A 13,424-nucleotide genomic window follows, 5' to 3' on the forward strand; every position below is an offset into this window, starting at 1 on the left:
GGTCATGCGCCCGTGGTGACGGGCATGGCCGCAGGCCGGTAGACCAGGCCGTCGGTCCAGGTCACCGCTTCGGGTGAGACTGCCAGCCGAAGGGTGGGCCGTTGGATCGCCAGTGCTCTGATCGCCTCGGTGAGCTCGACCCTGGCAAGGCTGGCCGCCAGGCACCGGTGTGCTCCGTAACCGAAGGCCAGATGCGGGTTGGGCGGCTGGTCGGTGAACCGGTGAATGTCGAAGCGGCCGGGGTCGGGGAACGCCCTTGGGTCGTGGTTGGCCGCGTTCAGGTTCGGCATGACGACCGTCCCGGCGGGCAGCGAGCCGCTGGGCAGGTCGGTGTCCTTGGTCATCCGGCGCATGAAGGCGCTGGCGGGTGGCCCGTCGAAGCGCAGGATCTCCTCGATCGCCGTGGGCGCCAGGTCCGGGTCAGCGGCCAGTTCGGCCCACTGGGCGGGATGCAGGAGCAGCCGGAAGACACCGCGGGCGATCATCGAGGCCGTCGTCTCGAAGCCGGCCGTGATGAGCGCGAACACGGTCTGGACCAGTTCGCCCTCGGACAGCCGGTCCTGCTCGTCCCTGGCCTGGATCAGCAGGTCGATCAGGTCCTCGCCCGGCTTCGCGCGGTGCTGGGCGACCAACTCGGCGGCATAGGCCAGGAACTCGGCCTGGCCCTGGTAGCGGGCCTCCGCGGTCGTCGTGGACGTGCTCAGGAACATGTCCGCCCAGCGGACGAAGCGGCCGTAGTCGTCTGTCGGCACGCCGAGCATCTCGCAGATGACGTGGCTGGGTAGGCGCAGCGCGTACCCCTGGACCAGGTCGAAATCGTCGCCGAGTCCGTCGAGGAGGTCTCGGGCGATCTCCGCGACGCGGGGGCGCCACGGCTCTGTCCGGCGTGGGGTGAAGGTGCCGTGCATGATCCGGCGGTAGCGCGTGTGCTCCGGCGGGTCCTGGTTGACCAGCGCGTCCGGGTCGTCGTCGATGCCGACGCCGCTCACCAGCCGCGGCAACCCCGGCAGGCGCAGGTTACGGCTGGAGGCGGGCGAGCCCAGCACGGCGCGGACGTCCTCGTACCTGACGACCAGTGGGACGCGGTCGCCGCTGGGCATGGTCGCCGGTGCCAGCGGCGCCGACTCGTGTCTGCGGGCGAACTCCGGGGGCGGGGCGGCAAGCGGACCGGGCACGATCTCCGGATATGTCCCGTTCGCGTCCAGTTCGGAGGTCATCGCAACCCCTTCCGGTCGGGGGCGCCCGGGAGACGGCCCACGCGCAACGTACGAAATCGCGGGTCCTCGGTCAACAGCCGGATACAGCGCGAGGCAGGCCGCACAGTTCGGCTGCCGTGTGCCAGAGTGCGTTCTCCCGGCGGCGGTCGTAGGACTCGGACGCGGAGTCGAGAGTTGCGCCACGGCTGATGTAGCTGCCGCGGCACGGGTGACCTGGCGGCCGCGGTCGTCGGCGACACCACGTTGCCCGTCACCTGGTGACGTGCCCGCAGATCACCGCGCCATCCCGAGTTAAGCGGGAGTTCCGCCCGAATGGATCTAGAGTTCGTGGCCGTCACCTAGCGTCGAACCTCGCTGATCGCATTCGCCGTACGGCTTGCCGGGCGGGCTGTGAGGGGGCTATCGATGACCGAGGAAACGCGGACTTCAACGGGGCCGATGTTCACGCGACGCCGCCTGCTCGGGGCGGGCGCGGCCGCAGGCGGCGCGGCGTTGGGGATGCTGGCGCCCAATCTCCAGAAGGCACTGGCCTCCCCTCCGTCCGGCAAGCGTCCGTCGCTGAACGACATCGAGCATGTCGTGCTCCTCATGCAGGAGAACCGGAGTTTCGATCACTACTTCGGGACCATGTCGGGTGTGGCGGGTTTCTCGGATCCGGACGCGATCCGGTTGCCGACGGGCCGCAGCGTGTTCTACCAGCCCACGGACGAGAACCCCGACGGTTACGTGCTTCCGTTCCACCTCGACAGCCGCAAGACGGCGGCGCAGGGGATGCCGACGGCCGGTGACTACGCCTGGGACCCGTCCCACATGGCGTGGAACGGCGGCAAGATGGACATGTGGCTGCCCGCCAGCTACCGCTACATCAAGGGCGACCAGTCGCGCATCCCGCTGCTCATGGGGTACTTCGACGAGCAGGACCTGCCGTTCCACCGGGCGCTGGCCGACGCGTTCACCATCTGCGACCACTACTTCTGTTCGGTGCTCGGGTCCACCACCCCGAACCGGCTCATGTGGGAGACCGGCACGATCGACCCCAACGGAGTCGCCGGCGGCCCCATTCTCATCAACAACATGAAGATCAACACCTGGCGGACCTACGCGGAGGACCTCACCGACGCCGGAGTGAGCTGGAAGTTCTATTGGGAGCAGGGGGGAATGCGGAGCCAGACCTACCCGTATTTCCCGGCGTACCGGGACGCGCCGGAGACCTCGCCCCTGTACACGAACACCCGGGCGCCCTCCGCTCCCGGCCAGTTCGAGTACGACGCGCTCAACGACCGGCTGCCGACCGTGAGCTGGCTGTTCCCTCCGAGCGGAGCGAACGAGCACCCCAATCAGTCGATGCCCGCCGCCGGAGCGCAGTACATCGCCTCGAAGATCGACGCGATCGCCGCGAACCCGGACGTGTGGGCCAAGACTGTGTTCATCCTGGTCTGGGATGAGAACGGCGGCATGTTCGACCACGTCCCGCCGCCGACCCCGCCGGCCGGCACGCCCGACGAGTTCGTGACCGCCACCTCCCCGGGCGGCGTCAACGGCGGCGGACTTCCCGTCGGCGCGGGCTTCCGCGTTGGCTGCATCATCGTCTCGCCGTGGACGGCCGGGGGCTGGGTGTGTAGCGAGCCGTTCGAGCACACCTCGAACCTGCGGTTCCTGGAGCGGGTGACGGGCGTGGAGTGCTCCACCATCAGCGCCTGGCGGAGGGAGACCTTCGGCGACCTCACCTCGGCCTTCCGCTTCCGCGGCAAACCGGCGGGCCCGCCCACGATGCCCAGCACGGCCGGGAACCTGGCGCTGGCCCAGTACGAGGTGGCGCACCTGCCTGCACCGGTCCCCCCGACCGGCCCGCAGGTCCCCCCGGCCCAGGCCCCGGGGCGCCGGCCCGTCGTTCCGCCCCGCCACGGCGACTGACGCCGGCCGAATGCGGCGGTCACGATTCCTCCGCGCGTCCCGTGGGTAACGCTCCGGCGAGCCAGAGCCGCTGTCGCCGGCGGGAGGCACGGTAGCCGGTTACGGGGGTCAGTCTGCCGTAGTACAGTCCCGGCTCGTGATCAATGCTTCGCGCCGCGCTGCTGCCATAGGCAGGTTCACCGGCAGGGAGCTCGACGGTGAATGGCTCAACGGCCGGCACACCAGATGTGTCATTCCCGTTCCGGCGGAGCCGGGCGCGTAAGGAATGAAACGACGCCTGCTGGTGTGCTGGACGGGTGCCGTTCTGCTGTCACTCCTTCCGCACTGGCAGTTGCTGGATGCGGACTCCGGCCTCCAGATCTGCGCCTACCCGGACACCGAAGGCGACCATGGCCTGCTGGGTTTGGGCTTCGCCGGCATGGCCACGCTCCTGCCTGTCGCCCTACTGTCCTTCGGGCTCGCAGGGGCTCACATTCGTGCTTCCGCTCTACGCGGGCATAGCCGTAGTTCTTGTCGTTGCCGGTCGAGAATGACGCCATGGGGTTCCGGGGCTCCGCATCTCATCGGCATCGAGCCGATCCACTACCGCCTCCGGTCGGTCGGCCCGTGGCCAGTCTCCGTCAGCTACGCGATCAGGGCCAGAGCCGCCGACGGGACCAGGCAGGTCCGGTGCGCTGGTACTGCAGGCGAGTGTGACGGCGGTCGTGATCGGCCTGCCAGAACTCGACTTCCTGGGCCGTGACGGCGTACAGGGTCCAGGCCGGGGCGATCAGGCCGGGGTCGGCGGTGATTCTCGCCTGAGCCTGCTCGAAAGCGTCGTCGAGATCGGCCGGGTCGTCGAGGATCTCGGACTGGCGGCCGATGAGCGCCTCGGCGCGCGAGCCCACCGGGCGAGCCAGGAAGTCGGCGGCGCCGGCCGCCGCGCCGATGGGTGCGGCGGCTCCGCGGATGCGGATCTGACGGCCCACCTGGGGCCAGTAGAACGTCAGGGCAGCGTTCGGGTTGGCGGCCAGTTGGCGGCCCTTGGCGCTGGTCGCCGACGATGCGAAGTGCCAACTGCCCGTCTCGTCGACGTCCTTGCAGATGAGGACGCGCGAGGCCGGTCGGCCGTCCGCGTCGGTCGTCGAGACGGTCATGGAGTGCGGCGCAGGAACCTTCTCGTCTATGGCCTCCCGCAACCACTGGACGAACAGGGTGACCGGGTCGTCCGGTGCCGCTGAGGCATCGAATCGGGACAGTTGCTCGGGGAAGACCGGAAGGGACCTGAACAGGTCTCGCAAGCTCTCCGCCATCAGGCCGATTTCTCCTTGTCGAACTTGTCGAACTTGCCGAACTTGTCGAACTTGTCGAACTTATCGAACGTGCGCCGGCGCAACCTGCCAGAGGCGAACGGACTGACGGAGCTATCGACCACCTGACCATCATCCCGGAGCTCAATCGCCGATGTTCTCCGGCCCCCTCACCACCGCCCGGCCCGTCAGGTGACCGTCGTCTATCGGGCCGAAGTGGACACCGGATCGCGGCTCCGTCACGGCGACCGCCATCAGCGGAGACCTCGTCGAGGTGGCGACCCGGGGTCGTCGTCCTCCCCCGCGCCGGTCGCCCGTCCGGGGCTCCGGTGCTCGTCCAGGACGAACAGGCCCAGCGCCACGAGCAGCACGCCGGCCGCCACCCAGATCGTACGCGGCCCCGCGTGCAGCACCAGCCAGCCGCCGGCCACTCCACCGGCCAGGAAGCCGACGATGATCACGGCGAAGTGCCGCGCCTTGCGGCCGGCCTCCCGGTCGCGGTCCACGACGGCCAGATAGAGCGCCTGCGACGCCGAACGGATGTTGCCGGTCATCATCGTGGTGTTGTACGACCAGGTGACCAGCGTACGGAAGGTGGACACCTGGATCGACGCCACGAAGGCGATGACCATCACCTTCGCGACGTCCGGCACACCCGCCGACAGGAGGCCGACCACGACCAGCACCGCGATCTCCACCACCAGCGCGGCCCTGGCCGGCCGCCTGACCACGGCCGCGACTCGCGGGCGGCGGAGCGTCTCCGCCACCGCCACCCCGGCCACGAACGCGACGATCGGCGGGACGTGCCCGGCCGCCTGCGCCCAGTGCCCGCGCGCGGCCTCGACGCCGAGCAGCACGACGTTGCCGGTCTGGGCGTTGGCGAACACGCCGCCCAGTCCCATCACGGAGTAACCGTCGAGGAACCCGCCCACGACCGCGAGCAGCACGCCGAGTTCGACCGACACCATGGTCGGCCGCCGTGGCGTGGTGTCCTCGGTCGCAGGTCGCACACCGGTCCCCTACCCAGCGAGGAGCGACCGCCGCACGACCGTCCCCGGCCCTGCCGGTGTGAGGGCAGCGTTACTGCCGGGGAACTGCCGGGACACGTGGGAGCAACAAATCGAGGCTACTTATCTGTCAATCGACAGAAATTGCCCCGGGGAGAGCCCATGACGCCTTCACCCTCCGCCGACGAGAGCGTTCTCGAAAGGTTCGGCTACCGGCAGGAACTGCACCGCAGCATGGGCCGCTACGCCTCGTTCGCGGCCGGTTTCTCCTTCATCTCGGTCCTCACCACGGTCTTCCAGTTCTTCGGTCTCGGCTTCTCCTTCGGCGGTCCCGCGTTCTTCTGGACCTGGCCTCTGGTGCTGGCCGGGCAGCTCATGGTCGCGCTCTGCTTCGCGGAGCTGGCCGCGCGCTATCCGATCTCGGGGGCGATCTACCAGTGGTCCAGCCGCATGGGCAACGCGACGTTCGGCTGGTTCGCGGGCTGGATCATGGTGCTCGGCCAGGTCGTGGTGATCGCCGCCGCGGCGCTGGCCCTCCAGGTCGTGCTCCCGGCCATCTGGCCGGGCTTCCAGCTCATCGGCACCGACCCCTCTCCGGTGTCGGCGGACGGCGCGGCCAACGCCGCGTTGTTCGGTGTGATCCTGCTCGCCGCCACCACCACGGTCAACCTGCTCGACAACAAGATCATGGCCCGGATCAACGTCATCGGCGTCACCGCCGAGATCATCGGCGCGGTCCTCATCGTCGTCCTGCTGCTCACCCACGCCGACCGCGAGCCCACCATCACCTTCGAGACGGGCCTGCCAGGCAGCGCCTTCGCCGCCCTGCTGGTGGCGGCCTTCGCCGCGTCGTACGTACTGATCGGGTTCGACAGCGCGGGCGAGTTGAGCGAGGAGACGCGCAAGGCGTCCGCGGTCGCGCCACGCACGATCATCAGCGCGCTGGGCGTGGCGGGGCTGCTCGCCTGCCTGATCGTCTTCGCCGCGTTGCTGGCCGCGCCCAGCCTCACCGACGGCCGCCTGGCCGCCGAAGGACTCTCCTACGTGCTGACCAGCACCCTCGGCGACGGCGTGGGCAAGCTGCTGCTGGCCGACGTCGTCGTGGCGATCTGCGTGGCGACGCTGGCGATCCAGACCTCCGCGACCCGCATGCTCTTCTCGATGGCACGCGACGGCGTCCTGCCCTTCGCCTCGCGTCTGGCCCGGGTCTCGCCCCGCACCGGCATGCCGACCGGCCCCGCTCTGGTGACCGGGGTCCTGGCGGCCCTCATCGTGGCGATCAACTTCGTCTCGCCCGATGCCTTCCTGGCGATCGGCACCACCTGCATCGTGGCCCTGTACCTCGCCTACGCGATGGTGACCGGGCCGCTGCTGTGGCAGCGGCTGCGCGGGTCGTGGCAGGGCGGGGCCCCGGAGGGTACGGACGAGAGCGGCAGGCCGCTGTTCTCCCTGGGCCGTTGGGGGTTGCCGGTCAACGTGCTGGCCGTGGTCTACGGGGTCGGCATGGCCGTCAACCTGGCCTGGCCACGAGCCGAGGTGTACGCGCCCGCCAGCGGAGAGTGGTATTTCCAGTGGTTCACGGTGTTGTTCCTGGCCGCCGCGGTGGGCGCGGGCGTGCTCTACCGGTGGTCAGCCGCCAGGAAGCAGCGCGCGGCCCAGCTCCCGCAGGTGGGCGAGGTCACCCTCACCGACGCCGCCAACGCGTAGCGCGGCGTCCGCCACCGCCTCCGCCATCGCCTCCACCGCGAGGGCGGAGGCGTTCCTGCGGATGAGGATGACGCTCTCCACCACGGAATAGACCAGCTCCGCGCGCAGGTCGCGCTCGGTCTGCGGCAGCCCGGCGACGATCGGCGCGAGCAGACCGGCATAGGCCGCCTTGAGCGCGGTCCGCAGTTCCTGGAAGTCGAGGAACCGGTCGGCTTCCGGCAGCAGGTACAGGGCGCCCAGATTGTGCTCGCCCGAGCACAGAAGGGCCGCGTCGCGGTGCGCCAGCGCCCACAGCCGCGCCCCGGCGGGCGAGTCGGAGGCGGCGAGCAGGCGCGCGGCCTCCAGCGACGGCCGCACCGTGCTCGCCAGCAACTCGGCGAGCAGCTCTTCCTTGCCCTTGAAGTAGTGGTACATGGTCGCCTGCCGGATCCCGGCACGCTCGGCGACCTCCCGGGTGGTGGTGGCGCTGTAACCGTTGACCGTGAACAGCTCCGCCGCCGCCGCGAGGAGTTCCTCGCGCGGCGACAGGCCGGTCTCCGTACGCGCGACGGCACGCGGCCGTCCCACCCCTCGTCTGCTCACCCGCTGATTTTTCCACAGGTCACGAACCTCCCCGATTCACCGGAACGAAACAGCCGAGATCTATGGACGAAACGTCACGAACCTAATTTCTGTCGAGCGACAGAAAATAAGGAGGAGGACGCCGATGGCGACAGCCACCACGCACGGCGCACGCGAGCATGCCCGCGCCCAGGAGGGCACGGTGGTCCCCGCCATGCCACGCGTACCGGCCCCGGAAGGTTCGACCTGGTCGGAGACGGTCGCGGGCGGCAACTACACGCACCGTGCCCTGGCCCGCGGCACTGAGCTGACCCTGACCGACACCACCGGCGACGCCTGCGCCCACCTGCTGCTCCACGTGACCGACCGCCCCTGGGAGCGCCTCAACATCGCCGACACCGTCAAGGTCCTGTGGAACGCCTACCCTGGCGCGGGTCACCTCCTGCTGTCGGACCAGGGCCGCGTGCTGGCCTCGGTGCCGGAGTCGACCGCCCCCGCCGACACCATGTGCGGCGTCTCCACGCTGCGCCGCAACACCGAACGCTACGGCGACGGCGCCCCGCAGAGCGCCTCGCCCGCGGGCCGGGAGCTGTTCAAGCTGGCCGCGGCCAAGCACGGGCTGAGCCCGCGCGACCTGCCGCCCTCCATCTCCTTCTTCCAGGGCGTCCGCGTCGACCCCGAATCCGGACGCCTGGAGTTCGCCGGCCCGGCGGGCCCCGGCGCGAGCGTCACGCTCCGCATGGAGATGCCGGTGACCATTCTCATCGCCAACGCCGCACACCCGATCGACCCTCGTCCCGACTACTGCTGCGGCCCGCTGGAGGTCGCCGCCTCCTCCGGCACGCCGACCGCGCCCGGCGACGCGCTCTGGGAGGCCACCCCCGAGGGCCGCCGCGCGTTCGAGAACACCGCCGACCACCTCACCGCCAGGGGCCTGCGATGACCGACGTGACCGTGCCCGCCCGCGCCCCATGGTCCTCGGTGGTCCGGGCCGGGCGCCACCTCACCATCACCGACCTCGGCGGCAACCAGGCCGTCGACTGCCTGATCTACGACGCCCACGACACCGCCGTACGCTACAGCGCCCAGGACACCGTCCACGCCCAGGGCGGCATCTTCCTGACCACGGGAACGGTGCTGCTGTCCAACGAGCACACGCCGTTGCTGACCGTCGTCGAGGACACCTGCGGCCGGCACGACACGGTCGGCGGGGCCTGTTCCAAGGAGTCCAACACCCTACGGTACGGCCAGCACACCTGGTCCCAGCACGCCTGCGTGGAGAACTTCCTGGCCGAGGGCCTGCGCCACGGCCTGGGCAAGCGCGACCTGGTCAGCAACGTCAACTGGTTCATGAACGTCCCGGTGGAGGCCGACGGCACCCTCGGCATCGTGGACGGCATCTCCGCCCCCGGCCTGCGGGTGACGCTGCGCGCCGAGACCGACGTCCTGGTGCTCGTCTCCAACTGCCCGCAGATCAACAACCCGTGCAACGGCTTCGACCCGACCCCGGTGAGGATCACGATCCAGTGAGCATGACTCTCCTGATCGCCAACCGGGGCGAGATCGCCGTGCGGATCATCCGCACCGCCCGCCGGATGGGCCTGCGGACCGTCGCGGTCTACTCCGACCCCGACCGCGGCGCCGCGCACGTCCGGCTGGCCGACCACGCCGTCCGGCTCGGGCCCGCCCCGGCCAAGGACAGCTACCTCGACGCCGACCGGGTGCTGGACGCCGTGGTCGCGTCCGGCGCCGACGCGCTCCACCCCGGCTACGGCTTCCTGTCGGAGGACGCCGCCTTCGCGCACCGGGTCGAGGCGGCCGGTGTGGCGTTCGTCGGCCCCACTCCGGAGCAACTGCGGCTCTTCGGCACCAAGCACACCGCCCGTGACGCGGCCCGCGCGGCCGGCGTCCCGCTGCTGCCCGGCACCGGACTGCTCGCCGAGCTGCCGGACGCGCTGAGCGCCGCCGAGCGGATCGGCTACCCGGTGATGCTCAAGGCCACCGGCGGCGGTGGCGGGATCGGCATGCGGGCCTGCCGCGACGCGGCGGAGCTGGCCGAGGCGTGGCACAGCGTGCAGCACGTGGCCTCGGCCAGCTTCGCCACCGCGGGTGTGTTCCTGGAGCGGCTCGTGGAGGGCGCCCGCCACGTCGAGGTGCAGGTGTTCGGCGACGGCCGGGGACGCGTCGTGGCCCTGGGCGACCGGGACTGCTCGCTGCAGCGCCGCAACCAGAAGGTGCTGGAGGAGGCGCCCGCCCCCGGCCTGCCCGACTCGGTGCGCGACCTGCTGGCCGCCGGCGCGGTGCGACTGTGCGAGTCCGTCGGCTACCGTTCGGCCGGGACGGTCGAGTTCATCTACGACCCCGTGCGGCAACTGCCGTACTTCCTGGAGGTCAACACCCGCCTGCAGGTCGAGCACCCGGTGACCGAGGCACGCTACGGCGTCGACCTGGTCGAGTGGATGCTACGGCTGGCGCGGGGCGACAGCTCGCCGCTGGACGCGGGAGCACCGCGGCCGCGCGGCCACGCGGTCGAGGCCCGCGTCTACGCGGAGAACCCGAGCAAGGACCACCGGCCGAGCGCCGGGCTGCTCACCCGGGTGGAGTTCCCCGCCGACGTCCGCGTGGACACCTGGGTCGAGACCGGAACCGTGGTCACCACCTCCTACGACCCCCTTCTCGCCAAGGTCATCGCGTACGGGCCCGACCGCGAGACGGCGCTGAACCGGCTGGGCACCGCCCTGGAGGCCACCCGGATCGACGGCGTCGAGACCAACCTCGCCCTCCTGCGGGCGGTCGCCGAGGACCCCGCCGTACGGGCGGCCACCCATCACACCGCCACCCTCCCCGGGATCGGCGACAGCTCACGACGCATCGAGGTCATCCGGCCCGGCACGCTCACCACGGTCCAGGACTGGCCGGGTCGAATCGGGTACTGGCAGGTGGGCGTGCCGCCGTCGGGCCCGATGGACGACCGCTCCTTCCGCCTGGGCAACCAGGCGCTCGGCAACGAGCCGGGCGCGCCGGGACTGGAGTGCACGCTGCGGGGTCCCGCGTTGCGCTTCACCCACGCCACCACGCTCTGCGTCACCGGCGCGCCCGCTCCCGTCACCGTCGACGGCGTGCCGATCCCGATGTGGGAGCCGGTGACCGTGGCCGCGGGCGCCACGCTCGACATCGGGGCCCCTGGGACCGGCATGCGTACCTGTCTGCTCGTCGCCGGTGGCCTGGACGTGCCCGCCTACCTGGGCAGCGCCGCCACGTTCACGCTCGGCAACTTCGGCGGCCACGGCGGGCGGGCGCTGCGCGCGGGTGACGTGCTGCGCGGCGGGACGGTCCGCGAGGGCCTCACCGGGACCGGCGGAACGTGGGAGCCGGGCACCTGGGAGATCGGCGTCGTGGAGGGGCCGCACGCCGCACCCGAGTTCTTCACCGACGACGACATCGCCGATCTCTACGCCGCCACGTGGAAGGTGCACCACAACTCGGCGCGCACCGGCGTCCGGCTCATCGGCCCCAAACCGCGCTGGGCCAGGCCCGACGGCGGCGAGGCCGGACTGCACCCGTCGAACATCCACGACACGCCCTACTCGGTCGGGGCGATCGACTTCACCGGCGACATGCCGGTCGTCCTCGGACCCGACGGGCCCTCGCTGGGCGGCTTCGTCTGCCCCGCCACCGTCGTGACGGGCGAGCGGTGGAAGCTCGGCCAGTTGCGGCCGGGTGACACGGTGCGCTTCGTCCGCCTGCCCTCGGCGGTCGGCCGGCCCGGTGACGGAGGGGTGCTGGCCCGCCGGGGTGACGTCACCTACCGGCGAAGCGGCGACGACAACCTCCTCGTCGAGTTCGGCCCCATGGAGCTCGACCTGGCCCTGCGCATGCGGGTGCACGCCCTCGCCGAGGCGGTGGAGTCGGCCCGGCCGGCCGGCGTCGTGGACGTCACCCCCGGCATCCGCTCGCTCCAGGTCCACCTCGATCCGGCCGTGCTGGCGCAGGAGCGGCTGCTCGGCACGCTGATGGAGCTGGAGGCGGCGCTGCCGCCCGTCGAGGAGCTGGTGGTGCCCTCGCGCACCGTGCACCTGCCGCTGTCCTGGGACGACCCGGCGACCCGCGAGGCGATCGAACGCTACATGACAGGCGTACGCGACGACGCTCCCTGGTGCCCGTGGAACATCGAGTTCATCCGCCGGATCAACGGGCTCGACAGCGTCCAGGACGTCTACGACACCCTCTTCGAGGCCGAATACCTCGTGCTCGGGCTCGGCGACGTCTATCTGGGGGCGCCGGTGGCCACGCCGTTGGACCCGCGGCACCGGCTGGTCACCACCAAGTACAACCCGGCCAGGACCTGGACCGCCGAGAACTCCGTCGGCATCGGCGGCGCCTACCTGTGCGTCTACGGCATGGAGGGGCCGGGCGGCTACCAGTTCGTCGGCCGCACGGTCCAGGTCTGGTCGTCCTACCGGCCTGGCACACCCTGGCTGCTGCGCTGCTTCGACCGCATCCGCTGGTACCCGGTCAGCGCGCAGGAACTGCTCGACCTGCGGGCGGACATGGCGGCCGGGCGGCTGGAGCTGAAGATCGAGGAAGGCTCGTTCTCGCTGGCCGACCATCACCGCTTCCTGGCCGCCAATGCGCCGTCCGTCGCCGCCTTCCGGGAACGGCAGGCCGCGGCCTTCGCCGCCGAGCGTGCCGCCTGGGAGTCCTCCGGCGAGTTCGCCCGGGACCCCGAACCCGCCGACCCGCCGCTCGACCCGCCGCTCGTCCCGGCAGAGGTCCCCGAGGGAGGGGTCGCGGCCGAGTTCGCGGCCGGCGTCTGGCAGGTCGCCGTCACGGCGGGCGAGCGGGTCCAGGCGGGCGACAGGCTCGTCGTGCTGGAGGCGATGAAGATGGAGTCGGCCGTCACGTCCCCGGTGACCGGCGTGGTGGAACGGGTCCTGGTGCGGCCCGGCGACCAGGTCGAGGCGGGGACCGTACTGGTCGTGGTGAGAGGAGAGCGGGCATGACGGCGACGAACCGGGTACGGCGTGCACAGGGGCGCGGCGCCCCGGCCGCGGTCGACAGGGTGCGACGGGCCTACGCCCGCATCGCGGAGGTGGACCGGCCCGAGGTGTGGATCACCCTGCGCCCGCAGGAGGAGACAGAGGCGGAGGCCGCCGGGATCGACCCGTCCCTGCCGCTGGCGGGGACGCTCTTCGCGGTCAAGGGCAACATCGACGTCCTGGGCCTGCCCACCACGGCGGGTTGTCCCTCCTACGCATACCTGCCCGAGCAGGACGCCGAGGTGGTGGCCCGGCTGCGCGCGGCGGGCTCGGTGGTGCTCGGCACCACCAACCTCGACCAGTTCGCGACCGGGCTGGTCGGGACGCGCAGCCCCTACGGAGCGGTGCGCAATGCCCTGCACCCCTCCTACGTCTCCGGCGGATCCAGTTCAGGGTCCGCGGTCGCGGTCGCGCTCGGGATCGTGGACTTCGCGCTCGGCACCGACACCGCAGGCTCAGGAAGGGTACCGGCGGCCTTCAACGGGATCGTGGGACTGAAGCCGACCTACGGCCTCGTCCCCACCGACGGCGTCGTACCCGCCTGCCGGAGCCTCGACTGCGTCACCGTCTTCGCCCGCTCCCTGCCCGAGGCCCGCCGCGCCTTCGCCGTCATGGCCGCCTCGCCGGTGACGGCGGCACCCGCCGCGCCGGGCACCGCGGCGGCGGGGGTCGTGCCGCCCAGGCGGCCGG

The 13,424-nt window shown here is 71.3% G+C and carries 11 protein-coding genes; 6 read left to right on the forward strand and 5 right to left on the reverse strand.

What is annotated here, in order from left to right; translation table 11 throughout:
• Positions 1-2: 2 nt before the first annotated feature.
• A complete protein-coding gene (locus tag ABD844_RS34065; RefSeq protein WP_344887113.1) occupies positions 3-1,217 on the reverse strand; it encodes a cytochrome P450 in 1,215 nt (404 codons plus the stop codon).
• Between the two features lie 438 nt (positions 1,218-1,655).
• On the opposite strand from ABD844_RS34065, the gene ABD844_RS34070 reads away from it, so the two are divergent.
• Positions 1,656-3,131, forward strand: a complete 1,476-nt coding sequence (locus ABD844_RS34070) for an alkaline phosphatase family protein (protein ID WP_344887115.1) — start codon at positions 1,656-1,658, stop codon at positions 3,129-3,131.
• A gap of 632 nt (positions 3,132-3,763) precedes the next feature.
• On the opposite strand, the gene ABD844_RS34075 is transcribed toward ABD844_RS34070, so the two are convergent.
• The 3 genes from ABD844_RS34075 to ABD844_RS34085 form a co-directional block, all read right to left on the reverse strand.
• A complete protein-coding gene (locus ABD844_RS34075; protein WP_344887118.1) occupies positions 3,764-4,423 on the reverse strand; it encodes a pyridoxine/pyridoxamine 5'-phosphate oxidase in 660 nt (219 codons plus the stop codon).
• Positions 4,423-4,545: a hypothetical protein gene (locus ABD844_RS34080; RefSeq protein ID WP_344887120.1), complete on the reverse strand. Its 123-nt coding sequence runs from the start codon at positions 4,543-4,545 to the stop codon at positions 4,423-4,425. The genes ABD844_RS34075 and ABD844_RS34080 overlap by 1 nt, the downstream gene beginning before the upstream one ends.
• 129 nt (positions 4,546-4,674) lie before the next feature.
• A complete protein-coding gene (locus ABD844_RS34085) occupies positions 4,675-5,430 on the reverse strand; it encodes a YoaK family protein (protein WP_344887122.1) in 756 nt (251 codons plus the stop codon).
• 159 nt (positions 5,431-5,589) lie between these two features.
• On the opposite strand from ABD844_RS34085, the gene ABD844_RS34090 reads away from it, so the two are divergent.
• Positions 5,590-7,134 carry an amino acid permease gene (locus tag ABD844_RS34090; protein ID WP_344887124.1) on the forward strand — a complete coding sequence of 515 codons (1,545 nt, stop codon included), beginning with the start codon at positions 5,590-5,592 and terminating at the stop codon, positions 7,132-7,134.
• Here ABD844_RS34090 and ABD844_RS34095 read toward each other — a convergent pair.
• Entirely contained in the window at positions 7,057-7,716 is a 660-nt protein-coding gene (locus tag ABD844_RS34095) for a TetR/AcrR family transcriptional regulator (protein ID WP_344887126.1), read from the reverse strand. The two genes, ABD844_RS34090 and ABD844_RS34095, sit on opposite strands and share 78 nt — an antisense overlap.
• Positions 7,717-7,840: 124 nt before the next feature.
• Between ABD844_RS34095 and ABD844_RS34100 the strand changes: the two genes are divergently transcribed.
• The 4 genes from ABD844_RS34100 to ABD844_RS34115 form a co-directional block, all read left to right on the forward strand.
• Complete coding sequence (locus ABD844_RS34100; protein ID WP_344887128.1) at positions 7,841-8,638, forward strand: urea amidolyase associated protein UAAP1; 798 nt, start codon at positions 7,841-7,843, stop codon at positions 8,636-8,638.
• Complete coding sequence (locus tag ABD844_RS34105) at positions 8,635-9,225, forward strand: urea amidolyase associated protein UAAP2 (protein ID WP_344887130.1); 591 nt, start codon at positions 8,635-8,637, stop codon at positions 9,223-9,225. The genes ABD844_RS34100 and ABD844_RS34105 overlap by 4 nt, the downstream gene beginning before the upstream one ends.
• Positions 9,226-9,227: 2 nt before the next feature.
• On the forward strand, positions 9,228-12,698 hold the full coding sequence (locus ABD844_RS34110) for a 5-oxoprolinase/urea amidolyase family protein (RefSeq protein ID WP_344887138.1): 3,471 nt from the start codon (positions 9,228-9,230) through the stop codon (positions 12,696-12,698).
• On the forward strand, positions 12,695-13,424 hold a 730-nt coding region (locus tag ABD844_RS34115), incomplete at its 3' end, for an amidase family protein (protein WP_344887132.1). The genes ABD844_RS34110 and ABD844_RS34115, both read left to right, overlap by 4 nt.

This window comes from Nonomuraea antimicrobica, from assembly GCF_039536965.1.
Classification (GTDB): Bacteria; Actinomycetota; Actinomycetes; order Streptosporangiales; family Streptosporangiaceae; genus Nonomuraea; species Nonomuraea antimicrobica.